The organism is Curtobacterium sp. Arg-1 (assembly GCF_025643395.1).
GTDB classification, from domain to species: Bacteria; Actinomycetota; Actinomycetes; order Actinomycetales; family Microbacteriaceae; genus Curtobacterium; species Curtobacterium poinsettiae.
Map to the genome: position 1 here is coordinate 2,532,059 of NZ_CP095731.1, position 24,496 is coordinate 2,556,554.

Genomic DNA, 24,496 nt, shown 5'->3' on the forward strand with positions numbered 1-24,496 from the left:
TACCAGCGCCGCGGCGGTGGCGCCTCGCGGTGCTGGGCTGCTGCGCGGGGCTGCCGGTGCTGCGCGGTGCTGGGCTGCTGCGCGGTGCGGCCGGTGCCGTGCGTCAGCGGCGGTGTTTGCCGAGCGCGGCGTCGGGAGCGGCCAGCGGGTGGTTCCGGAACCAGCGCAGGAGCTCGCGCGCGCGGCTGGTGTCCGCACTCGCGTCGCCCTGGGCGAGGAACGCGTCGAAGCCGTCGGGCAGGTCGCCATCGACCTCGCGGTGGAACGCCATCTTCCACTCGCCGAAGCGCCGGGTGTGGATGCGCTCCTCGACCAGCAGGCCGATCTCGGTGTGCCGCGGGTCGTCGGTGATCCGCCGGTAGGTCTCGAGCACGGCCGCTTCGGGACCCTCGAGCAGCTGCATGAACCGGCCGTCCTTGTAGACGAGCAGGCCGGACAGGTCGGACGCGGTGTTGTGCTCCCGCGCGTGCTCGAGCAACGCGTCGAGCAGCTCCTGGTCGAACACCTGGTTCGCCGCGCTCATGTAGACCAGGGACAGCAGCATGACGACCTCTCGGTGACGACGGAACGGGTTCCCACTCATCGTGGACCGCCCCGACGACGACGGGCAGCCCCAGAACGGGGAACGGCCCCACCCGCGCACCCGCGTCGAGGTTCGGGTCATCGACGCGAGCACACGGGTGTCGGGTCGTACGACCGGACTGATTCGGAGCCCCCGTCCGGGGGGTTTGGTCACTCCGCGTCGTAAGTGCGGACCCAGTCGATCTGGACGTGCCCCGGGGCGCCCCAGTTGCCGATCTGGAACATGTAGCGGTGCGGGGTGGTGGGCACGTTCCGCGGCACCGTGAACACGAGCTTGCCGTCGAGGTAGTACCGGATGATCTTCCCCGGCACCCACTCCGTCGTGTAGGTGTGCCAGTCGTTCCAGGACACCCGGGTGTTGTAGTGCTCGGTGCGGCGTTCGAGTCCCTGGAGCATCGAGTGGTGGAAGACCCGCGGGGAGCCGTCGAACTGGCCCTCCGGGTAGTTCAGCTCGCCGTCCGCCCAGGCGTTGGACGTCGGCCAGAGCATCACCGCGATCCCGTTGCCGTCGCCCCCGGTCGCCCGCGCACGGATGCTGAAGGTGCCGCCGACGTGCGACCAGGCGCCGGTGGGGGTGCCGAAGGTGCCGGCGGCGCCCCGCTCACCGTCCAACGCGACGTCCAGGTAGCCGTCGTGCGCGCTGATGAGCTCGTCCGAGTAGTACTGCCGCCGGCGCCGTCGGGGTATGGCTGCCACGAGTTCCGGTACGTCTCGGCGAAGGGACCACCGGCCGCAGCGGGGGTGTCGAAGTCTTCCGAGAAGGTCGGCTCACGGTCGGCCAGGTACGCCGGCCCGGTCGAGGACCCCGTCGGCGTCGCGGACGATGGGGCACCCGGCGACGCGGTCGACGCAGATGTCGCCCGCGACTCGGGCACGGCCGCTGCGGTCATCGCGAGCGCTCCGGCGGTGGCGGCGACCAGGACGACGACCAGCACACGCTTCAACACGGCGTCACTGCCGTCGGTGCGATGAGCTGGCGCTCGGTCATGGTGTCCCCCGTATCGCGGACAAGGCTAGTCCGCGCGAACGCCAGGGGTCTGTCCCTCGGGTGAGGGACACGGATTTCGTCCGGAATACGAAAACCCCGGTCAGAGCCACTTCGAGCAGGTCTGACCGGGGTGTTCACGGAGCCGCCTGTCGGAATCGAACCGACGACCTATTCATTACGAGTGAATCGCTCTACCGACTGAGCTAAGGCGGCGCACACTCCATGTCCGGAGTGGCACGAGCAATGACTATACAGGTTCAGACGAGTGAACGCGAAACCAGCACGCCGAGCTCGGAGAAGGACCGTTCGAGTTCGTCGACCAGGTGGGTTCCGGCCTCGGAACCCGACCACTCCCACCACGCGTGGCGCAGGGCGGCGAGGGCGACGATGGCCGCGAGACCGGCGCGGCGACGGAGCGCATCGGCGTCCGCGGCGAGCTCGGGGTCGGCGCGCTCGAGACGACGTGCGACGGCATCCTGCAGTTCCGCCTGGAACTCCTTCATCGACGCCATGCGCCGGCTGAACAGCTCCGGGTTGGCGCGGAGGACCTGCTGCCGCTCCTCGATGAGGCCACGTTCCTCGATCAGTTCGCGCGTGGAGTGCACGAGCAGGGTGCCGATGTCAGCGAGCAGTTCACCGTTCGGCCCCCCGGCGACGAACGTCTGCAACGCCTGGTCGTCCGGCAGCTGCGGGTCGTCGCCGAGGATCGCCTGTTCCTTGCTCGGGAAGTAGTTGAAGAACGTCCGGGGCGAGACGTCAGCACGGCGGGATATCTCGTCCACCGTCACCGCGCCGAGGCCGTCCTCGATGGCGATCCGGAGCGCAGCCTGCTGGATGGCGCGCCGGGTGGCGCGGCGCTTCCGTTCGCGCAGGCCGGGTTCAGCGTCGGGCATGCCGTGATTCTCGCATGCCCGGCCTCAGCGGCGGGCGCGTGCGATCGTGACGAGCAGCGCTTCGAGGGCCAGCAGTGCCGCGACGTTCGCAGCGATGCGCTGACGCGCCAGGGCCACGGCGTCCAGCACCTGGAGCGCGGCGGCGGGCGGGGTCGTCGGCAGTGCGTGCTCGAGCTGCTCACGCATGGCCAGGTTGACCGGTTCCGCCGGAGCACCGAGCCCCATCAGGAGCAGGTCGCGGTACAGGGACGAGACGTCCACCAGGATCCGGTCGAGCCCGTCGCGCAGGCTCCGGGTCGCTCGGCGTTTCTGGTCGTCCTCGAGCGCACGGAGCTGCGACCGGAGTGCCGGCGGGATCGTCCCGCCCGGCTCGACACCGAGCGAGCGCAGGGCCGCATCGCGTTCTTCCGAGTCGCGCTGCTCGGTGATGGACTTGGCGTCTTCGTCGGCGACGGCGAGGAGCTCGGCGGCAGCCATGACGGCGTCACCGACGCTCCGCACACCGAGCACGGTGGTCAGGGTCCGGCGTCGACGATCACGGGCCGGCTCGCTCGTGGCCAGGCGCTGCGCCATGCCGATGTGGCTCTGCGCCTGACGAGCGGCGTCCATCGCGAGAGCACGGTCGACACCGGTCCGGGCCACGAGCAGGTCGGCGACGGACTCGATGCCGGGCACACGCAGGCGGACCGAACGGACGCGCGACCGGATCGTCGGCAGCAAGTCGGCTTCACTGGGCGCGCAGAGGATCCACACCGTGCGCTCCGGTGGTTCCTCGAGCGCCTTGAGCAGCAGGTTCGAGGTCCGCTCGGTCATGCGGTCGGCGTCCTCGATGATGACGACGCGGTAGCGCCCGACCGACGGCGAGTAGTACGACGAGGTGACGAGCTGCCGGATCTCGTCGATCGTGATGATCACGCGCTGGGTCGTGAGCACCGAGACGTCGGGGTGGGTCTTCGCGGTGATCTGCCGCAGGGTGTGGTCGTCGTCGGGGCCGTTGCCCACGAGCGCAGCCGCGAAGGCGGTCGCCACGTTCGACCGACCGGACCCGGGCGGGCCGGTGATGAGCCACGAGTGGGTCATGCCGCCGGTACCGTCGGTCGACTCGGCCGCATTGCGCAGCGATGCGACCGCTTCTTCCTGCCCGGTCAGGCCGTCCCACACGCTCACGGGACCATCCTGTCAGTGACCACCGTCACGCTGCGTCGATCCCGACGAGCGGGGCGACCGCGCGACGGACTGCGTCCTGCACGGCATCGGTCGGAGCTGCGGCGTCGACCACGAGGAAGCGTGCGGGCTCCGCGGCCGCCATGGCGAGGAACGCCTGCCGGACGGACTCGTGGAACGCCGCGGCCTCGGACTCGAGGCGGTCGAAGGTGTCCCCCCGTGCCGCGGCCACCCGGGCACGCCCGAGCGTGACGTCGAGGTCGAGCAGGATCGTGAGGTCCGGTGCCAGGCCGTCGGCGGCCCATTCCGACACCGAGCGGACCTGCTCGGCGCCGAGCCCCCGCGCGACACCCTGGTAGGCGACGGACGAGTCGATGTAGCGGTCCTGCAGCACGACGTCACCGCGTGCGATCGCCGGACGGACGACGGTCTCGACGTGCTGGGCGCGATCAGCCGCGTACAGCAGCGCCTCGGCCCGGGGCGCGATGTGGCCCCGCTCGTGCAGGACCATCTGGCGGATCCGGACGCCGAGGTCGGTGCCACCGGGCTCGCGGGTGCGCACCACCGTCCGGCCGTGCGCACCGAGCCACGCCGAGAGCAGCTCCGCCTGGGTCGTCTTGCCCGCGCCGTCGCCGCCCTCGAGCGTGATGAAGCGACCGGTCACTTCTTCTTGGCCGCCGTCCGACGAGCCGGGGTCTTCTTCTTGACGGGCCCCTTGGCGCGCTTGTCCGCGATGAGCTGGACGGCGCGGGCGTGGTCGACGGCCTCGACGTCCTCGCCCTTCGGGATGGTCGCGTTCGTCTCGCCGTCGGTGACGTACGGACCGAACCGGCCGTCCTTCATCTTGATCGCCTTGCCGGACACCGGGTCGGCGTCGAACTCCTTGAGCGCGGCACTGGCGGTGCGGCCGCCGTACTTCGGCTGTGCGAACAGCTCGAGTGCGCCGGGCAGGTCGATGTCGAAGATCGCGTCCTCGCCGGGCAGGGTCCGGGTGTCGGTCCCCTTCTTCAGGTACGGACCGTACCGGCCGTTCTGCGCCGTGATGTCGTTGCCGGTCTCCGGGTCCTGACCGACGACGCGGGGCAGGTCGAGGAGCTTCAGCGCGGTCTCGAGGTCGACCGTCTGCGGGTCCATCGACTTGAAGAGCGAAGCGGTGCGTTCCTTCGGAGCCGCGGCCTTCTTCGTCGTCTTCTTCGCGGGGGCCTTCTTCGCGGGGGCCTTCTTCGCCGTCGCTGTCGCCGTCTCGCTCGTCGCGGTCGCAGCAGCCGCCTCGTCCGCCGGGGCCTCTGCCGGTGCAGGCGACTCGACGACCTCGCCGGTCTTCGGGTCCACGGTGGGCTCGGGCTCCGGGGTGCGCTCGGTGACGTACGGACCGAAGCGGCCGTCCTTCGCCAGGACTTCCTTGCCGGTCTCCGGGTTGATCCCGACGACGCGGTCGCCGATCACCGGAGCGTCGACGAGTTCCTTCGCCTTCGCGACGGTCAGTTCGTCGGGGGCGAGGTCCTCGGGGACGTTGACGCGCCGGGGCTTCTCGGGGTCGTCGCTCGGCACCTCGATGTAGGGACCGTACCGACCGATCCGGAGCGTGAGGCCCGGAGCGAGCTCGACCGAGTTGATCTCGCGGGCGTCGATCTCACCGAGGTTGTCGATGACCGTCCGCAGGCCGCGCTGGTCGTCGTCGCCGCCACCGAAGTAGAAGCCCTTGAGCCAGTCCACCCGGTCGGCGTCGCCGCGGGCGATGCGGTCGAGGTCTTCTTCCATCTCGGCGGTGAAGTCGTACTCCACGAGCTCGCCGAAGTACTCCTCGAGCAGGCGCACCACGCTGAAGGCGATCCAGTTCGGCACGAGCTGCGTGCCGCGGAGCGAGACGTAGCCGCGGTCGATGATCGTCGGGCTGATCGTGGGGTAGGTCGACGGGCGTCCGATCCCCAGCTCTTCCAGCGTCTTGATCAGGCTCGCCTCGGTGAAGCGCGGCGGCGGGGTGGTGTCGTGCCCCTTCGCCTCGACGTCGGTGACCGCGAGGTGCTCGCCCTTGGCCACGTTCGGCAGGGCGACGTCCTGGCCGGCGCGATCGCTGGACTCGTGCCGGTCCTCGTCGCGGCCTTCTTCGTACGCGCTGAGGAAGCCGCGGAAGGTGATGACGGTGCCGGAGGCGGTGAACTCGGCGTCGGTGCCGTTCGCGGTCGACGCGATGCCCTCCACCGACTCGGTGGAGGCGATGCCGAGCACGATCGACGCGGTCGAACCCTTGGCGTCGGCCATCTGCGACGCGATGGTGCGCTTCCAGATGAGGTCGTAGAGACGCCACTCGACACCGGTCAGGGTGCCCTGGAGGTCCTGCGGGGTGCGGAAGGAGTCGCCGGCTGGACGGATCGCCTCGTGCGCCTCTTGCGCGTTCTTGCTCTTGCTCGCGTACAGGCGGGGCTTGTCGGGGACGGTGGCCGAGCCGTACAGGTCGGCCGCCTGCTTGCGGGCCGCGTCGATCGCCTGCTTCGAGAGCGAGACCGAGTCGGTACGGATGTAGGTGATGTACCCGTTCTCGTACAGCGTCTGCGCGGCACGGGCGGTCTGTCGCGGCGACAGACGGAGCTTGCGCGCGGCTTCCTGCTGGAGCGTCGACGTGGTGAACGGAGCGGCCGGGCGTCGCGTGTAGGGCTTCGAGTCGACGCTGCGGACGGTGGCGTCACCGGCGCGCTCGAGGACGGTCGTCAGCGACGCGGCAGCGGCCTCGTCGAGGCGGACGACGTCGCCGCTGAGCGCGCCGCGGTCGTCGAAGTCACGGCCGGAGGCGACGCGGGTGCCGTGGATCCGGGCGAGTCGCGCGGAGAAGGAGGACTCTCCGGCCTTCTCGAACCGGGCGGACAGGTCCCAGTAGTTGGCGGACACGAACGCCAGGCGCTCGCGCTCACGGTCGACCACGAGACGGGTGGCGGCGGACTGCACACGGCCGGCCGACAGTCCGGGGGCGACCTTGCGCCACAGGACCGGCGAGACCTCGTACCCGTAGAGACGGTCGAGGATGCGGCGGGTCTCCTGTGCGTCGACGAGGGCGGTGTCGAGCTCACGGGTGGCTTCCTGCGCGCGCTGGATCGCCTCCTTCGTGATCTCGTGGAAGACCATCCGCTTGACGGGGACCTTCGGCTTCAGGACCTGCAGCAGGTGCCATGCGATGGCTTCGCCCTCGCGGTCTTCATCTGTTGCGAGGTAGAGCTCGTCGGCGTCCTTCAGGGCGCGCTTCAGCTCGGAGACGGTCTTCTTCTTGGCGTCGGACACGACGTAGTACGGCTCGAAGCCGTTGTCGACGTCCACCGAGAACTTGCCGAGGGAGCCCTTCTTGAGCTCGGGCGGCAGGTTCTTCGGCTCGACGAGGTCGCGGATGTGTCCGACAGAGGCCTGGACTTCGTATCCGTCACCGAGGTATTGCGCGATCGTCTTCGCCTTCGCAGGGCTCTCGACGATCACGAGCTTCTTCGTGCCTGGCACGTGTCTCCTTGATCGATGGTGCTGATCGGCCCTGTCCACGAGCGTGTCCGGGTCGACCGGGACATCGGTGACCGCGGGCCGACAGGCACACCATACACATAGTGTTCGGGCGGGTTGCCTGCCGGACCGGCCACCGCGAGCGCGCCGGTGACGAACGGACCGGTGCCCACGACCACGCGGACCCGGGCCGTGGTCGCGAGGAGTTCGCAGGTGTCGAGGGTGGCCCCGTTCGCCGTCGCGATCCGGGTGGCGACCGCGCACGGCTCCCCCGGGACCAGCCCGGAGGCGGCCGCAGCGGTCCCGACGGCCGCGGCGTCGGCGGCACCCTGTGCGCGGAGGGCCTGCGTGCGGTGGCCGGCTGCGGCGAGCGCCGTCGACCCGACGAGGACCCCCACGCCGAGGACCGCCACGAGCAGCACGGTCGCCGAGCCCCGTTGACCGTCGGGACGCACCACGTCAGCCCCCTCGGGCCACGGCGCACCCCGTCGCGGTCAGCGGGAGCGCCGCGAAGGGACCGGTCCCGCCGCGCGTGGCGTCGACGCACACCAGGTCGCCGTCGGCCCGGACGACGATCGAGGCCCCCGGGGCGATCCGTTCGGCCGCGGACCGCCCCTGGGAGTCGTCGTCGCGACCGATCGCCCGCGCTGCGGTGGCGGCGGCGAGTTGCAGCCGACCCTGCGCATCGACGACGAGCACCGCCGCGACGAGCGCGGTCAGCACGAGGGCCACCACGGGCAGCGCGACCGCGAACTCGACCGTCACCGAGCCACGCTCACAGCGAGAGCGCGCCACGGACGAGGTCGGTGAGGATGGTCTGGACCTCGCCCGAGCGCATCACCGCGACGAGCACTCCGGCGAAGGCCACGGCGGCGAGGATGACGACCGCGTACTCGGCGGTGGCCGATCCCCGGTCGTCGCGCAGTCGGGCGCGCCACCGTGCGACGAGGGAACGGTGGCGACGGTGGCGGATGGCCCGACGGATGCGGTGGTCGGGAGGTGACGTGGTGCTCATGGAGTCCGTCCTTTCTGTTCGGTGGGACCAGCCTGTCCGGGCTGCGGTGGCGACGACGGTGTCCCGACCGCATCTGTGGAGAGGTCACCCCGGTCCGCCCACCGTGGAGGAGAGGACCCCCACCACCACGGGCACCACCCCCACGAGCACGAACGCCGGCAGGACGCACACCCCGAGCGGCAGCACCAGGCGCACGGCCAGGCGTTCCGCCGCCACGAGCCCGTCGGCAGCGGCTTCGTCGCGGACGTCCTCGGCAGCGCGTCGGAGCAGCCCCGCGGCGGGGACCCCAGCGCGCCGGGCGAGGTCGAGCACCTCCCGCAGACGATCGACGTCCCCCGCGGGTGGGACGGCTGCGGCGGACGCCTCGGCGACGGCCTGCCCGGCGGTGGTCCACGATCCGCCTCCGGCCACCGCCACGGCCCAGGCGTCGAGGAGCACCCCGGGGACGTGGCCGTCGGGCGTCGCGGAACGGACCAGCCGCGCCGTCCACCGTCGTCCGGCGAGGACGAGGGCTGCGGCGGTGCCCGAGCACACCCAGCCGGCCGGCGAACCGACCAGGACCTCGACGGCGCCCGCACCCCAGGCCGCCCCGAGGCCCAACCCGAAGAGCGGCAGCGCGAGGACGACGCGGGCGCTCGTCCGCGGACCGGCCAGGGCGACCCGGATCGCGCGGTCCGAGGCGGCGGCGCGCCGGAGCGCGCCGGCGAGCCCGCGGAGGGTCTCGGCGACGGGTGCTCCCGTCCGGTCCGCGACGCGCAGGACGACGGCGACGTCCTGCTGGGCCGGTCCGCCGGCGCCGGGCAGCCCGCCGACGAGCTGCCACGCTCGCGGCGGCGGGACACCCGCCGCGACCAGCGTCGCCACCCGGTCGAGCACCCCCGCCACCCGAGCGGGGCCGTCAGCGGTGTGTCGGCTCACCGCAGCCCGTCCACCGGGCGCACCTCGAGCCTCCCGTCCGGACCGACGTGCAACGTGCCCACGCCGCCGAGCCGCCGCTGTCCGGCTCGTCGCTCCACGTGCAGGACCAGGTCGAAGGCGCTGACGGCCTGCCGGGCCAGCACCTCGGCACCGAGGCCGGCGAGCGCTCCGAGTGCTTCGAGGCGCGCAGCGACGTCGGCGATGCCGTTGGCGTGCACCGTGCCCGCTCCGCCGTCGTGCCCGGTGTTCAGGGCGGAGAGGAGTTCGCGGACCTCGGCGCCACGGCACTCCCCCACGACGATCCGGTCGGGTCGCATCCGGAGCGCTTCGCGCACGAGTCGGTCGAGACCGAGCCCGCCGACCCCCTCGGCGTTCGCCTGCCGCGCCTCGAGCGCGACGACGTGCGGGTGGGCGATCCGGAGCTCTGCGACGTCCTCCACCGTCACGATGCGCTCGTCGACGGGGACGCTCCCGAGCATCGCCGCGAGCAGGGTGGTCTTGCCGCTGCCGGTCGCACCGGTGACCAGGACGTTCCGGCGCGCGGCGACGGCGTCCTCGACGACCGACCGCGGAACGAACGCGAAGGTCCCGCCGCGTTCGAGGGCGGCGAGCGATGGTCGGTGGACCTGTGGCAGTCGGATCGACACGGCGGTGCCCCCGACGGACACCGGGGCCAGGACGACGTGGACCCGGACACCGTCACCGTGCCGGACGTCCGCGCACGGCGTGGTCTCGTCGACGTGACGACCACCGAGCGCGACGAGGCGGGTCGCGAGTTCGCGGGCACGCGTCTCGGTCAGCCGAGGCTGGACGGCTTCGAGTCCGGTGCCGCGGTCGACCCACGTCCCCACGCCGCCGAGCACCAGGACGTCCGTCACGGCGGCGTCTGCCACCAGGGCCGCGAGTTCCTCGAACTCGACGACCACGGCCGCACGGCGACGTGCCGGCGGTGCGGCGCCGGGCAGGAACGGGGCGGAAGGAGGGGGCGGTGGCGAGAGCGCTGCCGACGCGGACGCAGACGCAGACGCAGACGACGTCAGCGCGTGCGACGCCGACGTGGACGCGGACGAACCACGCGCAAGCGGAGAAAGCGGAGGAGCACGGTGGAGTGGCATGCCGCCGACGGTAGGGAGCGCTCGAGGGCGCCGATCGGCCGGTCCCCACTTCTGTGGACAACACCGAGCTGCCCTACCAACGGACCGGTTTGTCCCCCGAAACGGAAAGCCGTACCCCGGTCGATGATCGGACACCGATGCCACCGGGATCACGCACCACCCCTGCTCCCGGCGTCCGGACTGGACGTAGCACCTGCTACGCAAGAACATGCAGAATGCATGCACGAGCATGGACCGGTCTGTCCACGCGACCGGCGTCCTTGTGCGGATCGGGGCACATGCCAGAGCCCGACGAGCGGCCGATGCTCGAGTCAGACCCCGGGAAACAGAAGAGGCGGCACCGGTTGGGGGGAACAGGTGCCGCCTTGACATCGAGGGATTGGGGGGAATCCGATTCGATGCCGCCGGAAACGAGTCCAGCGAGAACTACTGTACCCCACGATCACCCCTCCGGGGCAACCCCGGACACGACCTCCGGGCGTGCCGCACCCCGACCCGGCCGAGGGGTAGTCTCCGGATGCACGCAGGCACCGGCGACGGATGCCACCAGAGGCCGCAACGACGCGAAAGGACATCGATGTCCACTCCGACCCAGACCGACCCCCGAGGCGACGACGGAGCGACGTTCGCGCCGCCACCCGAGTTCGTGGCCGACGCGGTCGCCGGCGAGGACCTCCACCACGCAGCCGCAGCGGACCGCGAGGCCTTCTGGGCCGAGCAGTCCCGGTCCCTGCTCGACTGGCGCACCCCGTTCACGCAGACCCTGGACTGGTCCGGCGCCCCGTTCGCGAAGTGGTTCGCCGACGGCACGCTCAACGTCGCCGAGAACTGCCTCGACCGGCACGTGCGGGCGGGCAACGGCGACCGTGTCGCGATCCACTTCGAGGGTGCCCCGGGCGACACGCGCCGGATCACCTACGCCGAGCTCACCGCCGAGGTGCAGCGCGCCGCGAACATGCTCACCGACCTCGGTGTCGGCCAGGGCGACCGCGTGGTCGTCTACCTGCCGCTCATCCCCGAGGCCGTCGTGACGATGCTCGCCGTCGCCCGCATCGGCGCCGTGCACTCGGTCGTCTTCGGTGGGTTCAGCGCCGAGAGCCTCCGTGCCCGGATCGAGGACGCCGGCGCGAAGCTCGTCGTCACCGCCGACGGTGGCTGGCGGCGCGGCGCCGTCTCACCGCTCAAGCCCGCCGTCGACGAGGCGCTGACCGGCGAGGGCACGGACACGGTCGAGCACGTCCTGGTCGTCAAGCGCGGCGGCAACGACATCGCGTGGAACGACCGCGACGTCTGGTGGCACGACGAGCTGGCGAAGGCGGCGCCGACCCACGAGGCCCAGGCGTTCCCCGCCGAGACCCCGCTGTTCATCCTGTACACCTCGGGCACGACCGGGAAGCCGAAGGGCATCGTGCACACCTCCGGCGGCTACCTGACCCAGGCGGCGTACACGCACAAGAACGTCTTCGACATGCACCCGGAGAAGGACGTCTACTGGTGCACCGCCGACATCGGCTGGATCACCGGCCACTCCTACGTCGTCTACGGCCCGCTCGCCAACGGCGTCACCCAGGTGCTCTACGAGGGCACCCCGGACGAGCCGAAGCCCGGCCGCTGGTGGGACCTCGTCGACGCGTACGGCGTCACCGTCCTCTACACCGCACCCACGGCGGTCCGCGCCGCGATGAAGGCCGGCCGCGAGATCCCCGAAGCGCGCAGCCTCGAGACCCTCCGCCTGCTCGGCAGCGTCGGCGAACCGATCAACCCCGAGGCGTGGCAGTGGTACCGCCAGGTCATCGGCCACGACCGCACGCCGATCGTCGACACCTGGTGGCAGACCGAGACCGGCGCCATCATGATCTCCGCGCTGCCCGGCGTCACGAAGCTCAAGCCCGGTGCCGCGCAGACGCCCCTGCCGGGCATCGTCGCCGAGATCGTCGACGACGACGGCAACCGTGCCGACCACGGCGAGAGCGGCTACCTCACGATCACCGAACCGTGGCCGTCGATGGCCCGCGGCATCTGGAACGACCCGGACCGGTTCGTGGAGACGTACTGGTCACGGTTCCCCGGCCGCTACTTCGCCGGCGACGGCGCGCGGCTCGACGGGCAGGGCGACATCTGGGTGCAGGGGCGCGTCGACGACGTCATGAACGTCTCGGGACACCGCCTGTCGACGGCTGAGATCGAGTCGGCCCTGGTCGGCCACGAGGGCGTCGCCGAGGCCGCCGTGGTCGGGGCCGCGGACGAGACCACCGGGCAGGCCGTCGTCGCCTTCGTCATCCTGACCGCCGAGGCCGCCGCCGACGTCGACCGCGAGACCGTCGCCGCAGAGCTCCGCAACTGGGTCGGCAAGCGGATCGGCGCGATCGCGAAGCCGCGCCAGGTCGTCATCGTGCCGGAGCTGCCGAAGACACGTTCCGGCAAGATCATGCGGCGGCTGCTCCGCGACGCGGCCGAGGGCCGTCGCATCGGCGACACGACGACGCTGGCCGACCCGGCGATCATGGCGACCATCGCGGAACTCATGTAGTCCGTGTCACGCAGGTGGGGCCTCCAGTCCATGTCGGACGGGAGGCCCCACCTGCGTTCGCTTCACTGCTGACGGTCCGTCAGGACGTCAGTTCCACCACCAGCTCGACCTCGACCGGCGCATCCAGCGGGAGCACCGCGACGCCCACCGCGCTCCGCGCGTGGACGCCGGCGTCGCCGAAGACCTCGCCGACCAGGGTCGACGCGCCGTTGGCGACGCCGGGCTGACCGGTGAACGACGGGTCCGACGCGACGAAGACGGTGACCTTGACGACACGGGCCACGCGGTCGAGCGAACCGGCGACCGACTGCACGGCGGCCAGGGCGTTCAGCGCGGCCACGCGAGCCTGGGCGGCAGCGGTCTCCGCGTCGACGTCGGTACCGACCTTGCCGGTCACGGGCAGTGTGCCGTCGACGAAGGGCAGCTGGCCCGCCGTGTAGACGTACTGGCCCGTCACGACGGCGGGCACGTAGGCGGCGACGGGCGCGGCGACCGCAGGGATAGTCAGGCCGAGTTCGGCGAGTCGGTCCGAGACGGTCATGCGTCGGCCTTGGGGCGCTTCAGGTAGGCGACGAGGCCACCCTCGGGTCCGGTGACGATCTGGACCAGCTCCCAACCCTCGTCCCCGTAGTTGTTGAGGATCGCGGTGGTGTTGTGGATCATCAGCGGCGTGGTGAAGTACTCCCAGCGAGTCATGCGGTTCCTTGCCAGCCTTTCAGTCGGGGGTGTCGTTTAGGCTGCATCCTATGTCTGCCCAGAAGACGTCTGCATCGCGGACCAAGCCCGTCTCAGCAGTCGGCGCCTTCATCGGATTCGTCGGGTTCAGTGCCCTCGCCGGCCTGCTCGTCACGATCGGCGTCACGCCGGCCATCGCCGTCGCCGGTGTCACGACGACGTCCACGATCGGCGTGTTCGAGTCCCTGCCGGAGTACATCGAGATCGGTGACCTGCCGCAGCGCAACGAGCTGTACGCGTACTCGGGCGGCAAGTCCGTGCACTTCGCCACCCTGTACGACCAGAACCGCCAAGAGCTGAAGTTCGACCAGATCAGCGACCAGCTGAAGAACGCGGCGATCGACGGCGAGGACAAGCGCTTCTACGACCACGGCGGCGTCGACATGACGTCGCTCATCCGCGCCGGTGTGGGCAGCATCGCGGGCGGCCTCGGCGACTCGGGCGGTGGGTCGACGCTGACCATGCAGCTCGTCCGCAACATCAAGATGAACGAAGCCCTGAACCTCCCCACCAAGAAGGAGCAGGAGAAGGCCTACAACGAGGCCGTCGAGCAGACCATCCCCCGCAAGCTGGAGGAGATGAAGCTCGCGATCGGGCTGGCGAAGAAGTACTCCAAGAAGGAGATCCTCACCGCCTACCTGAACATCGCCTACTTCGGCGACCAGACGTACGGCGTCCAGGCCGCGGCGCAGCACTACTACAACAAGAGCGCCACCGACCTGACCCCGGCCGAGGCCGCGTCGCTCATCGCGATCGTGCAGTACCCCGAGGCGCGCAACCTGTCGAACCCGAAGAAGTACGACGCCAACGTCGCCAGACGCAACGTCGTGCTCCGATCGATGTACGCCCAGAAGAACCTCACCGAGGCCGAGTACCGCAAGGCCCGCCTGTCGAAGCCGGCGGACTACGTGCACCTGACGCAGCCCTCGCAGGGCTGCCGCGCCTCGGTCGGCGACGGCTCGCAGTTCTTCTGCGACTACGCCAAGAAGGTCGTGCTCGAGATGTCGCAGCTCGGCTCGTCACAGAAGGCTCGCGACACCGCGTGGCGGAACGGCGGCTACAAGATCCAGACGACGCTGAACATCGACCTGAACGCCGAGCAGAAGCGTCTCGTCAACACGTACGACAACAAGGCCGAGACGAACCTGGCTCTGGGCGCCACGCTCAACTCGATCGAGGCAGGCTCCGGCCGCATCGTCACGATGGCACAGAACAAGGACTTCGACGAGTCGTTGAAGTCCGCGCCGACATCGACGTCCCTGAACTACAGCGTCGACGAGAAGTACGGCAGCGCCAAGGGGTTCCAGACCGGCTCGACGTACAAGCTCTTCACCCTGCTCGCTTGGCTGCAGGCCGGGCACGGGCTGAACGAGGTCGTCAGTGGCGCGCCGCGTGACATGTCGACGGGGTGGACCCAGTGCGGCCAGCCGTACTACGTCGGAGGCGGATACCGGCCGAAGAACGACAGTCCCGGCGAGAGCGGCAACTACACCGTCGCCGCGGCGACGGCGCAGTCCATCAACCTGGCGTTCCTCAACATGGCGCAGAAGCTCGACCTCTGCGACATCAAGAAGGTCGCCGAATCCCTCGGCGTCCACCGTGCGGACGGCGGAGAGCTCCTCTCCAACCCGTCGTCGGTCCTCGGCATCAACGAGATCGCGCCCATGACGATGGCCGCCGCGTACGCCGCCGTCGCGAACAACGGCATCTACTGCAAGCCGATCGCCATCGACCAGATCACCTCGCCGTCCGGCAAGAAGCTCGGCGGACAGACCAAGGACTGCAAGCAGGCGATCGACCCCGAGGTCGCTCACGCCGCCGTCTACGCTATGAAGGGCACGATCGCCAACGGCACCGCTCGCGGCGCACAGACCCCGGACGGCATGCAGCTGTTCGGCAAGACGGGTACGACCGACGACGGCAACCAGATCTGGCTGGTCGGCTCGAGCTCGCGTGTCGCCACCGCCTACTGGCAGGGCAACACCGACGGCAAGCTCACCAACCTCCGCAACTTCAGCAACGGGGTGAGCGGCACGTACGCCGCCAGCCGTGCGGACGTGTGGCGGCAGGCGCAGACGCCGGTCAACGCGATCTACCCAGCGGGTCCGTTCACCAACCCGAACACCTCGGCGCTCCGCGGCAACGCCAAGGCACTGCCGAACCTGCAGGGCAAGACGGCGGACGAGGCCCGCGCTGCGATCTCGGGCGCCGGGTTCACCTACGTCGACGGCGGAGCACGCCCCGGCCCGGGGAACCCCGGTTCCGTGACCTCCACCTCCCCGGCGGCGGGTGCGCTCTTGTCCTCGGGCTCGAGCGTCACCGTCTACACGTCGGACGGCACCCAGGCGACCGTTCCGGAGATCGGCGGCAACTCCCTCGGGGATGCCCGCTCGGCCCTGAACGACGCCGGCTTCACCAACGTCAGCATCACCGATGACTACGCCAAGGGCGGCGGCGGCAAGACCTGCAAGGTCGCCGCGGTCGACCCGGCGATCAGCTCCACGGCGAACAAGGACGACCAGGTGCGGATCAAGCTCTACGGCGACAAGGACGGCAAGGCTCCCAAGGACTGCAAGTGACCCGCAGCCGCGCCGCACTCGGCGTCCTCGCTGCAGGCGCGGCCGTCGGGGCTGCTTCGGCAGCGTGGGGTTCGCTCGTCGAACGTCGCCGCTTCGGGATCCGGTGGGAGACCGTCCCGGTGCTCCCGCCGGGTTCCCGTGACGTGACGGTCCTGCACCTGTCCGACATCCACATGGCCCCGTGGCAGGCCGACAAGCAGCAGTGGCTGCGCGACCTGAGCCTGGTCGAACCGGACTTCATCGTGAACACCGGGGACAACCTCGGCCACGCGACCGCGAACGCTGCCGTGGAGTACGCGCTCGAGCCGTTCCGCGGGGTGCCCGGGGTGTTCGCCTACGGGTCGAACGACTTCTTCGGGCCGTCCCCGCGCAACCCGCTCAAGTAGCTTCTCGGGCCCGAGCCGGATGCACAAGGCGGCGGAGCCCGTCGGTCTCGACATCGACCGGCAGACGGCGTTCTTCGAGTCGCTCGGCTGGCTCGACCTGAACGACCAGGCGCACGCGATCGAGCTCCGCGGCTCCCGGTTCGAGCTGTTCGGCACCTCGGACGCGCACCGCGACTGGGACCGCCTCGACCTGCTGCCCACCAACGTCGACGAGATGCGCAGCGACGTGCCGTGGTCCGAGGACGAGGACGGCCCCGCTCCCGTCGCGATCGGTGTCACGCACGCCCCATACCGCCGTGTGCTCGACGCCTTCGTGACGCAGGGCGCCGACATCATCTTCGCCGGGCACACCCACGGCGGCCAGGTCGCGGTCCCCGGGGTCGGTGCGCTCGTCACGAACTGTGACCTCCCCCGCCGGTACGCCAGCGGGCTGCACAAGTGGGAGCACCGCAACCACTGGTCGTGGCTCGAGGTCTCGGCAGGCCTCGGCACCTCGATCTACGCGCCCGTCCGGTTCGCCTGCCGACCCGAGGCCGTCGTGGTCACCCTCACCGCACGGGCTTCCTGAACCGACGCGCCCGGGAGTTCGCCGGATGGTCGTGAGCACCCTGGATCATCGGATAGTATTGTCTGGTTGCTCCGGTACGGAGTGATCACACCGCGGGGTGTGGCGCAGCTTGGTAGCGCGCCTCGTTCGGGACGAGGAGGTCGCAGGTTCAAATCCTGTCACCCCGACACTGTGTTGAGACAGTACGAAGAAGGCCCTGGTTCTCCGGAACCAGGGCCTTCTGCTTTCCCCGGACACCCTCGACATCGAAGAACCACTCCAGGTCCCGCCGTCGGGTCGCCGCGAGCGCGACGGCAGCGGACCTCGAGCGGCGGGTACGGGCTCGTTCGGCGACGAGTCCGTCAACGCACCGGGCGAGCAGCGCGCGATGTGTCCGGTGGCCCATCGTGCGGCGTGCGACACATCCGCACGGCACCACGGCCGATACGCTCGCGACCGTCATGGACATCCCCGATCGACTCGCTGCCCTCCTCGCGCAGATCGCCGCGCAGTTCCCCGACATCGCCGACGACCCGGTGCTGACGCAGAACCTGGTCGAGAACGTGACGTCGATGATCGCCGAGGCGCACGAGCGCTACGCAGCTGGAGCCGAGGCCAGCGTGGTGAGCAACGCCTACCTGGATCCCGACCACCTGGATCCCGACCACCTGGCGACCGGCAGTCTGCACGCCGAGCAGGCGCAGCACCCGGCCGGTGCCATGCTCGCGGCGGAGATGCTGTTCGACGCCTACCTGCCGGTCTTCGTCGACGAGGTCGGTGCGACGTCCACCGCCGAGGTCCTGCGGGCCACGAGGGCCTTGCACGCCGGCATCTGGAGCCGGTTCCCGGCCGGGGCAGTCGCGTACACGGAGGCACTGCGCCAACGCCTCACCACGGCGCACCTGGACTCCCGCACCCAGATCGCGCGGGACCTGCACGACCGCGTCGCCCACGGCATCCTCGCCGGGTTGCAGCGCCTCGACCTCGTCCTGCTGACGGACCCGCCGTCCGACGAGCGCGCCGACCAGCTCGAGGACGCCGCACGGCTGCTCCGGAGCGCCCTCGGCGACGTGCAGGACCTCGCGGTGAGCCTGCACGCCCGGGTCGGTGACGCGCTGCTCGACGACGCGCTGCGCCGGCACGTGCACGACCTGTTCCCCGACGACGACCGGCTGTCCATCGAGTCGACGGGGACGCCCGCTGCGCTGCCGAACTGGCAGGCCGAGGAAGCGCTGACGATCCTGCTCGAGGCGCTCACGAACCGCAGCAAGCACGCCCCGGGCTCGACGACCTCGGTGCGCTTCGCGTGGTCCCCCGCCGCCGTGGTCGTGACGGTCGCCGACGACGGCCCGGGCTTCGACGTGCAGGGCGGCGCCGGCGGTCGCCTCGGGCAGCAGACGATGCGCGAGCGCGCCGCGGTGATCGGCGCTCGGCTCGCCGTCGAGAGCTCCCCGGGCACCGGCACCACCGTCCGCCTGACGATCCCGAGGGGCACCCTGTGACCGTCACCCACGTCGCCATCGTCGACGACCACCGGCTGTTCCGCGAAGGACTCGCCACGATCCTGGCCGCCGTCCCCACGATCCGCGTCGTCGCACACGGCGAACGACCGTCCGACGTCCTCGACTCCCCCGAGGCCGCCGCCATCGACGTCCTGCTCCTCGACGTCGAGCTCGACGGCCCGCCGGCGCGCACCACGATCGCCACGGTCCGCCGCACCCGCCCGGACATCCGCGTCGTGGTGCTCACGATGCACCGTGACGCCGTCCTCCGCCGCACCCTGCTCGACGCCGGTGCGGTCGACTTCGTCACGAAGGACACCCCGAGCCGCGAGCTCGTCGACCGGATCGCCCGGGCAGCCCACGCCGATGCGGCACCGGTCACGTTCCCCGTCGACCTGGTCACCGAGGCCCGTGCCGGCTCACCGTTGAGCGACCGCGAGCTCGAGGTCCTGCGACTCCTCGCCGCCGCGCGCACCAACGCCGAGATCGCCGCCGACCTGCAACTCGCGATCGGCACCGTCAAGCGGCACGTCTACAACGTCTTCCGCAAGCTCGACGTCGGGTCCCGCGTCGGGGCGGTCGCTGCAGCCACGCGCCTGGGCTTGCTCACCTGAGGCACCACACGAACGAGTGAGCAGAAGAAGTCGAGTCACGAGCGGGGGCCCGACATATTCTGCTCACTCGACGAACGAACCCGGACTAGCCGACGGACGACGCCCCGGCGCCAGCTGACGCACCCGCGGGCACGAGCTTGCCGGCGGCGTGCAGCCCGGCCACGACGTCGAGCGCCTGGTGCCGGTACCGCGCCTGCGCAGCGCCGGGCGACACGATCACACCGTTCGCCCCCGTCGACGCCACGAGCGCGTTGATCTTCTCCGCGACCTGTTCGGCGTTGCCGTAGGCCTGACGCTCGGTGCGAGCCGCGATGAACCGACGCTCGAGGTCGTTGAACTCGTACGCACGCGCCTCGTCCATCGACACCGGCTCGGGCTTCCGGCCGGAGCGCATCCGGATGAAGGAGATCATGCCCGGCGCGCTCTGCTCCTCGATCACGGCGGGGTCCTCGTCGGTGACGACCTGCACGCCGATCAGCGCGTTCGGCGTCTGCCGGAAGCGCGACGGACGGAACGAGTCGCGGTACAGGGCGAGCGCCGCCTCGGTGTTGTCCGACGCGAAGTGGTGGGCGAAGGCGAACGAGATGCCGAGCGCACCCGCGACCTGGGCGCTGTAGCCGGAGGACCCGAGCAGCCAGAACTCCGGCACGTCCCCGTACCCGGGCACGGCGCGGATGCGGGACAGCGGGTTCGCCTCGTCCATCCCGGTGAAGAAGCCGATGAGGTCGGCGAGCTGCTGCGGGAAGTCGTCGACGTCGAGTCGGTCGGTTCGGCGCAGCGCCATGGCGGTCGCGCCGTCGGTGCCGGGAGCGCGCCCGAGCCCGAGGTCGACACGGTCGCCGTACAGGGCACGGAGGGTGCCGAACTGCTCGGCGACGACGAGGGGTGCGTGGTTCGGCAGCATGACGCCACCGGATCCGATGCGGATCGTCGAGGTGGCCGCGCCCACCGCGCTCAGCAGCACCGCCGGGGCCGAGGACGTGATGCCCGGCATCCCGTGGTGCTCGGCGACCCAGAACCGCTCGTACCCGAGCTGCTCGGCGTGCACGGCCATGTCGACGGACCCCTGCAGGGCCTCGGTGTTGGACTGGCCGTACTCGCGGGTGGCCAGGTCGAGGACGGACAGGTGCAGGGTGTCGTCGGTCATGTGGTCACCAACGCGCTCCGGCGCACCTGCATTCCACGCGGCACCGGGACCTCGACCGGTCAGGACATGCCGCCGCACCGCCGCCGACCGGTCACCAGGTGACGCTTGGAGGTTGCGGCACCGACAGTCCGCGACCACTCGGCTGACGCACGCGGCGTGCCCTGGACGCGCGATGCGACGGCCGGGAGGCCCGTGGCGGGGCCGCGCCGCGCCTCCCGGCCGGCCTTCGGTTCCGTCTCGGACGCCGAGCGGTCACGACGTGCCGCGCGCGCCTTTCGGACCGGTCACGGACGGTCGCTCGACGGGCGCACCGCCGACGCGGCGTGACCGCGCGGCGAACCCAAGCGGGGTGTCGTGACCGGCAAGTGGACACGATCAGGGCGCATCATCGACGGGACGCGACCACTCGACGAATCCGACCTCGTGTCGTCGCCAGCCGGCACGAGCGGTCAGGCGCCGTCGAGGCGGCCGCCGGACTCCGTCAGGTAGCAGTTGGCGCAGAGCGACTCGTAGGCGACGTCGACACCGTCGATCGCGACCTGGGAGCCGTCGAAGACGAAGCGGCCGTCGACCGTGCGGGCGTTGAAGACCGCCTTGCGGCCACAGCGGCAGATCGTCTTGAGCTCTTCGAGGGAGTGCGCGACCTCGAGCAGGCGGGCGCTGCCGGGGAACGCCTCGGTGCGGAAGTCCGTGCGGATGCCGTAGGTGATCACGGGGACCTGGTCGAGGACCGCGATGCGCAGCAGGTCGTCGACCTGGCGCGGGGTGAGGAACTGCGCCTCGTCGACGAGCACGCAGCTGACCGGACGCACCATGCCGTCCAGGCGGTCCGACTCGGGGTCGACGGCTCCGGCGGCGGTGACGGCGTCGCGGACGTCGGCATCCGGCGAGAACACGATGTCGACGGTCCGGGTGACGCCGAGGCGGGAGACGATCTCACGGTCGCCCTTGGTGTCCACCGCCGGCTTGGCGAGCAGCACCCGGTGCCCGCGCTCCTCGTAGTTGTAGGCGGCCTGCAGCAAGCCCGTGCTCTTGCCGCTGTTCATCGCGCCGTAGCGGAAGTAGAGCTTCGCCACTACGCGAGGAACCCGTCCTCGGCGGCCCGACGGATGAGGTCGGACTTCTTCGAGGCGGGGCGGCCCACCTTGCTGTACTTCTCGCGCACGCGACGCAGGTAGGTCTTCGCGGTCTCGTACTGCACGTTCATCTGCGCGGCGACCTCGTTCGTCGAGTAGCCGGACACGTAGAGCCGCAGCGCCTCTTCCTCACCGGCGCTGAGCTTCGGCCGCTGGTGCGCGGTGGCCCCCGTCGGCAGCGGACGCCACTCGCGGGGCTGCGGGGTCTCGCGGGCGACGCCCATGATCTCGCGCGCGACGTCCATGACCTCGCGCATCGGCAGCGACTTCGACAGGAACGCCGCGGCGCCGGCGGCCAGGGCGCGGTCGCGGGACTCACGGCTGTCGACGCTCGAGAGCACGATCACCTTCGCCCCGGCGGCACGGCAGGTGCGCACGCGGGCTTCGATGGAGACGGGTTCCTTGAGCTGGAAGTCGAGGAACACCAGGTCGGTCGGGAAGCTGTCACTGTGGACCATCTCGAGCCAGGTGTGCGCGGTCAGGGCCAGGTCGAAGTCGAACGCGTTCACCGCGATCCAGCTCGACAGGCTGTCCAGCAGCACCTCGTGGTCGTCGAGGATGGCCAACCGAACACGTCGTGCTCCCGGGTTCGGGAGGGACGGCGACCCCTCCGAGAGCCTGTTCGGGTCAGTGCTGGTCATAGGAGAACCTTAGTGCGAGGGCGGAAGGACGGACTGCGACGTCGAGGTCGGGGAACGTCACGCGGAGGACGGCGAAGTACGGGTCGAAGGTGCGGTGGATGCCGATGTCGGAGTCCGCGACGGCGAGCTCCATCACGACCTCCACGCGGGCTGGTGGCGTGGCCGGCGTCGGCGCGCCAGCCGGCGACGCGGGGCCCGACGCGGGGCCTGACGCGGGGCCTGACGCGGAGCCTGACGCAGCGTCGGCTCGTCGCACCGTCGTCCGGAACCCGGCGGGGTCGACCGTCGAGGCGCGCAGGGCCGCTCGGACGAAGGTGCGGACCACCGTCCGCTGGTCGGTGTCGAGCGTCGCGATGAGGCCGTCGGGGTCGTCGACCAGCGGTGCTGCACCGCCGTCCACCCGGACGGCGAGCTCGAACCAGGTGCGGTCCGCGTCGGCGACCATCGACGCCCGGATGCCGTCGGCGATCGCACGCGCACGGGCACGGTCGGCGTCGGTGATGACGTCGCGCGTGCGGAGCTCGGCGAAGAACGGGGCGACGTCACGGGACAGGATGGTCGAACGGTCCTGCTGCACGCTCGCCGCGATGCCGTCCCGCTCGGCGCGAGCGACGGAGTACGACCCGGCACGGATCTGCACCCGCTCGGCGAGCCCCGCGAAGGTCCGTGCGAACACCGCCGCAGCAGCGGTCAGCACGAGTGTCGGGGCCGCGGCCAGGAACGCCGCGACGGCGACCGGCACCTCGTGCGGGAACTCCGCTGCGCCCGCCCCCCAGGCGACGGCGTTCACCGCGGCCAGCACGAGCCCGCCGATCGTCAGGTCGGTCCACGGTCGGTACGGGGCGACCATCACGATGCCCGTCGCGGTGAGCAGGGACATGAAGTCGTTCAGGGCGCTGCGGTCCGGCCCCCACTGCGCGGCGATGCTCGCGACCGAGGCCAGGCCGAGCAACCCGACGTGTGCGATGAAGGCCCAACGGGGGAACGGCGCGCGGAACGGACTCGAGGCGGTGAACACCACCACCGCCGAGGCCGCGACGAGCAGCACCGTGAGGGCGCTCAGCGTGGGGCTGCCCACGACGTCGCGGTCGAAGATCGACACGAGCAGGGCCCAGACGACGCTGCCCGCCCCGAGCACGACGACGAGCGGGCGGGACCCCATCGCGCCGAGCGGGTCGTACTGCTGCGCGGTGCGGCGGGGACCAGGGCGGGTCGCCCGGCCCGGACGGACCGCGGTCACCGCACAGCCCCTCGGTCGTCGGCGGCGGCCGGCACGGTGACGGCACCGGTGACCGGCACGTACGGCACCGTCATCATCACGCTCGTCCCGGAACCCGGCGACGACCAGATCTGGACGTCACCCCCGACCCGTCCGATGCGGTCGCGGACCGACCCGCGGAGCCCCATCCGGTCGGCGCCGGTGGCGTCTTCGTCGAACCCACGACCGTCGTCCACGACCATGACGGTGCAGGACGCACTGTCGTCGAACACGCTGACCTCGGCTGCGTCGGTGCCGGCGTGCTTCCGCACGTTCGCCAGGCACTGCGCGACGGCCCGGACGATCGCCGACAGTGCGCGTTGGTCGAGGCGGTCGAGCGCCGAGGTGTCACCGGACACGGTGACGTCGAGTCCGAGCGCACGGTGCTCGTCGACCATGCTGCCGAACGTCTCGGCCGCCGCACCCGGGCGCGGACGGGCGGCCGGGGCGAGCCAGCCCTTGCCGGTGAGCACCGCGACGTCCGCGTCGACGGTCTCGGCGAGGTGCGGGTCCATCGGACCGTCCGGTGCCAGCGCGATGGCACCGAGGTGGTTGAGCACCGTGTCGTGCAGGATCGCGGACGCCTCGGCCTCGACCCCGGCACGGTAGGCGGAGACGTGCTCTTCGCGGGCCGAGCGCAGGAGCTCGGGCTGCACCCGTTCGCTCCGTCCCGTGCTGCGAGTCGTGAAGAGCACGAGCGAGACCACGAAGCCCAGGGTGATCCAGGCCAGGATGAGCGGCCGGGGCGGCGCACCGTCCTGCGCGATGGCGATCCAGGTGGCGAGTCGCCCGGTCAGGAAGCCCACGAAGGACCACAGCACGACGCGGCGCGGCACGGCACCGGCTCCCCCGACCAGGATGAGCGGGATCACCGCGAGGGACATCAGGTACGAGGTCACCCAGCCGGTCGGGACCTGCTGCTGGACCCCGACGGCGAACCACCAGGCGCAGACGCCGCCGACCGCCAGGAACGCGATCGCCGAGAACCGGGTGCCGAACTGCACGTGCACGCCGATCATGGCGAGCATGGGGACGACCGCCAGCGCGGTGCCGACCACCTGCACCCCGGGCTCGGACAGGCCGTAGAGCACGAGCGTGATCACCGCGGCCAGCAGGGACCCGACGGCGCCGGCGTGGAAGGCGCGCACGGTCGACCACGCGTTCACTCGCGGCGCGAGGTGCGTGGGGATGCCGAGCACGAGGTGAGTCCTTCCGGGTGGCGAGGGCGCCGTCCACGATCCAACCACCGGAGCAGCGGCCGTGTAC

At 71.1% G+C, this 24,496-nt stretch carries 23 protein-coding genes, 2 tRNA genes and 1 pseudogene; 7 read left to right on the forward strand and 19 right to left on the reverse strand.

Translation table 11 applies throughout. The features are described 5' to 3' along the window. Nucleotides 1-103: 103 nt before the first annotated feature. Entirely contained in the window at nucleotides 104-664 is a 561-nt protein-coding gene (locus MXD64_RS11935) for a BLUF domain-containing protein (RefSeq protein ID WP_140448915.1), read from the reverse strand. 68 nt (nucleotides 665-732) lie between these two features. After that, nucleotides 733-1,278, reverse strand: coding sequence for a glycoside hydrolase family 16 protein (locus MXD64_RS11940; protein ID WP_263136499.1), 546 nt, complete (start codon nucleotides 1,276-1,278; stop codon nucleotides 733-735). A gap of 45 nt (nucleotides 1,279-1,323) precedes the next feature. On the opposite strand from MXD64_RS11940, the gene MXD64_RS11945 reads away from it, so the two are divergent. Next, nucleotides 1,324-1,554, forward strand: a complete 231-nt coding sequence (locus MXD64_RS11945; protein ID WP_263136500.1) for a hypothetical protein — start codon at nucleotides 1,324-1,326, stop codon at nucleotides 1,552-1,554. A gap of 156 nt (nucleotides 1,555-1,710) precedes the next feature. Here the strand turns inward: MXD64_RS11945 and MXD64_RS11950 are convergent. The 10 genes from MXD64_RS11950 to MXD64_RS11995 all read right to left on the reverse strand — a co-directional run bounded on the left by MXD64_RS11950 (nucleotide 1,711) and on the right by MXD64_RS11995 (nucleotide 9,966). Then, nucleotides 1,711-1,783 (reverse strand) — tRNA-Thr (locus tag MXD64_RS11950). Nucleotides 1,784-1,827: 44 nt separating this feature from the next. Then, nucleotides 1,828-2,463 (reverse strand): TetR/AcrR family transcriptional regulator, encoded by a 636-nt coding sequence (locus MXD64_RS11955; protein ID WP_263136501.1) that lies wholly within the window; start codon nucleotides 2,461-2,463, stop codon nucleotides 1,828-1,830. Nucleotides 2,464-2,487: 24 nt separating this feature from the next. Then, nucleotides 2,488-3,630 carry a DNA polymerase III subunit delta' gene (locus MXD64_RS11960; protein ID WP_017888709.1) on the reverse strand — a complete coding sequence of 381 codons (1,143 nt, stop codon included), beginning with the start codon at nucleotides 3,628-3,630 and terminating at the stop codon, nucleotides 2,488-2,490. Between the two features lie 25 nt (nucleotides 3,631-3,655). Continuing rightward, complete coding sequence (gene tmk / locus MXD64_RS11965; RefSeq protein WP_042538862.1) at nucleotides 3,656-4,291, reverse strand: dTMP kinase; 636 nt, start codon at nucleotides 4,289-4,291, stop codon at nucleotides 3,656-3,658. Beyond that, nucleotides 4,288-7,110, reverse strand: coding sequence for a type I DNA topoisomerase (gene topA / locus MXD64_RS11970; protein WP_159556698.1), 2,823 nt, complete (start codon nucleotides 7,108-7,110; stop codon nucleotides 4,288-4,290). The genes tmk and topA overlap by 4 nt, the downstream gene beginning before the upstream one ends. Then, nucleotides 7,086-7,565, reverse strand: coding sequence for an Rv3654c family TadE-like protein (locus tag MXD64_RS11975; protein ID WP_263136502.1), 480 nt, complete (start codon nucleotides 7,563-7,565; stop codon nucleotides 7,086-7,088). The genes topA and MXD64_RS11975 overlap by 25 nt, the downstream gene beginning before the upstream one ends. Nucleotide 7,566: 1 nt before the next feature. Continuing rightward, nucleotides 7,567-7,872 (reverse strand): TadE family type IV pilus minor pilin, encoded by a 306-nt coding sequence (locus tag MXD64_RS11980; protein ID WP_161598126.1) that lies wholly within the window; start codon nucleotides 7,870-7,872, stop codon nucleotides 7,567-7,569. A 10-nt stretch (nucleotides 7,873-7,882) separates the two neighbouring features. Beyond that, a complete protein-coding gene (locus tag MXD64_RS11985) occupies nucleotides 7,883-8,122 on the reverse strand; it encodes a DUF4244 domain-containing protein (protein WP_071251849.1) in 240 nt (79 codons plus the stop codon). Between the two features lie 84 nt (nucleotides 8,123-8,206). Beyond that, nucleotides 8,207-9,040, reverse strand: coding sequence for a type II secretion system F family protein (locus tag MXD64_RS11990; RefSeq protein WP_042538868.1), 834 nt, complete (start codon nucleotides 9,038-9,040; stop codon nucleotides 8,207-8,209). Further along, the gene (locus MXD64_RS11995; RefSeq protein ID WP_140448969.1) at nucleotides 9,037-9,966 is read right to left on the reverse strand and encodes a CpaF family protein; all 930 of its coding nucleotides are present in this window, start codon (nucleotides 9,964-9,966) and stop codon (nucleotides 9,037-9,039) included. Before MXD64_RS11995 ends, MXD64_RS11990 begins: the two co-directional genes overlap by 4 nt. A gap of 766 nt (nucleotides 9,967-10,732) precedes the next feature. On the opposite strand from MXD64_RS11995, the gene acs reads away from it, so the two are divergent. Continuing rightward, nucleotides 10,733-12,685, forward strand: a complete 1,953-nt coding sequence (gene acs, locus MXD64_RS12000) for an acetate--CoA ligase (RefSeq protein ID WP_263136503.1) — start codon at nucleotides 10,733-10,735, stop codon at nucleotides 12,683-12,685. Between the two features lie 79 nt (nucleotides 12,686-12,764). Here acs and MXD64_RS12005 read toward each other — a convergent pair whose 3' ends face one another. Together MXD64_RS12005 and MXD64_RS12010 are read right to left on the reverse strand one after the other, a co-directional pair. Continuing rightward, nucleotides 12,765-13,226 carry a RidA family protein gene (locus MXD64_RS12005; protein WP_140448971.1) on the reverse strand — a complete coding sequence of 154 codons (462 nt, stop codon included), beginning with the start codon at nucleotides 13,224-13,226 and terminating at the stop codon, nucleotides 12,765-12,767. Then, complete coding sequence (locus MXD64_RS12010) at nucleotides 13,223-13,381, reverse strand: DUF4177 domain-containing protein (protein ID WP_017888699.1); 159 nt, start codon at nucleotides 13,379-13,381, stop codon at nucleotides 13,223-13,225. Before MXD64_RS12010 ends, MXD64_RS12005 begins: the two co-directional genes overlap by 4 nt. A 50-nt stretch (nucleotides 13,382-13,431) precedes the next feature. On the opposite strand from MXD64_RS12010, the gene MXD64_RS12015 reads away from it, so the two are divergent. The 5 genes and pseudogenes from MXD64_RS12015 to MXD64_RS12035 all read left to right on the forward strand — a co-directional run bounded on the left by MXD64_RS12015 (nucleotide 13,432) and on the right by MXD64_RS12035 (nucleotide 19,048). Then, entirely contained in the window at nucleotides 13,432-15,999 is a 2,568-nt protein-coding gene (locus MXD64_RS12015; RefSeq protein ID WP_214532461.1) for a transglycosylase domain-containing protein, read from the forward strand. After that, a pseudogene (locus MXD64_RS12020) lies at nucleotides 15,996-16,953 on the forward strand (metallophosphoesterase). Before MXD64_RS12015 ends, MXD64_RS12020 begins: the two are co-directional and overlap by 4 nt. A gap of 93 nt (nucleotides 16,954-17,046) precedes the next feature. Beyond that, a tRNA-Pro gene (locus MXD64_RS12025) sits at nucleotides 17,047-17,120 on the forward strand. 273 nt (nucleotides 17,121-17,393) lie between these two features. Beyond that, nucleotides 17,394-18,434 (forward strand): sensor histidine kinase, encoded by a 1,041-nt coding sequence (locus MXD64_RS12030; RefSeq protein ID WP_263136504.1) that lies wholly within the window; start codon nucleotides 17,394-17,396, stop codon nucleotides 18,432-18,434. Beyond that, a complete protein-coding gene (locus MXD64_RS12035) occupies nucleotides 18,431-19,048 on the forward strand; it encodes a response regulator transcription factor (protein WP_071251855.1) in 618 nt (205 codons plus the stop codon). The genes MXD64_RS12030 and MXD64_RS12035 overlap by 4 nt, the downstream gene beginning before the upstream one ends. A gap of 85 nt (nucleotides 19,049-19,133) precedes the next feature. Here MXD64_RS12035 and MXD64_RS12040 read toward each other — a convergent pair whose 3' ends face one another. The 5 genes from MXD64_RS12040 to MXD64_RS12060 form a co-directional block, all read right to left on the reverse strand. Continuing rightward, nucleotides 19,134-20,195 (reverse strand): LLM class flavin-dependent oxidoreductase, encoded by a 1,062-nt coding sequence (locus tag MXD64_RS12040; protein ID WP_214518743.1) that lies wholly within the window; start codon nucleotides 20,193-20,195, stop codon nucleotides 19,134-19,136. A gap of 449 nt (nucleotides 20,196-20,644) precedes the next feature. Next, nucleotides 20,645-21,271: a thymidine kinase gene (locus tag MXD64_RS12045; protein ID WP_017888688.1), complete on the reverse strand. Its 627-nt coding sequence runs from the start codon at nucleotides 21,269-21,271 to the stop codon at nucleotides 20,645-20,647. Continuing rightward, nucleotides 21,271-21,972, reverse strand: coding sequence for a response regulator transcription factor (locus MXD64_RS12050; RefSeq protein WP_040420063.1), 702 nt, complete (start codon nucleotides 21,970-21,972; stop codon nucleotides 21,271-21,273). The genes MXD64_RS12045 and MXD64_RS12050 overlap by 1 nt, the downstream gene beginning before the upstream one ends. Beyond that, entirely contained in the window at nucleotides 21,959-23,212 is a 1,254-nt protein-coding gene (locus tag MXD64_RS12055) for a hypothetical protein (protein ID WP_214518742.1), read from the reverse strand. The genes MXD64_RS12050 and MXD64_RS12055 overlap by 14 nt, the downstream gene beginning before the upstream one ends. Next, on the reverse strand, nucleotides 23,209-24,429 hold the full coding sequence (locus MXD64_RS12060) for a sensor histidine kinase (protein WP_263136505.1): 1,221 nt from the start codon (nucleotides 24,427-24,429) through the stop codon (nucleotides 23,209-23,211). The genes MXD64_RS12055 and MXD64_RS12060 overlap by 4 nt, the downstream gene beginning before the upstream one ends. Nucleotides 24,430-24,496 lie beyond the last annotated feature (67 nt).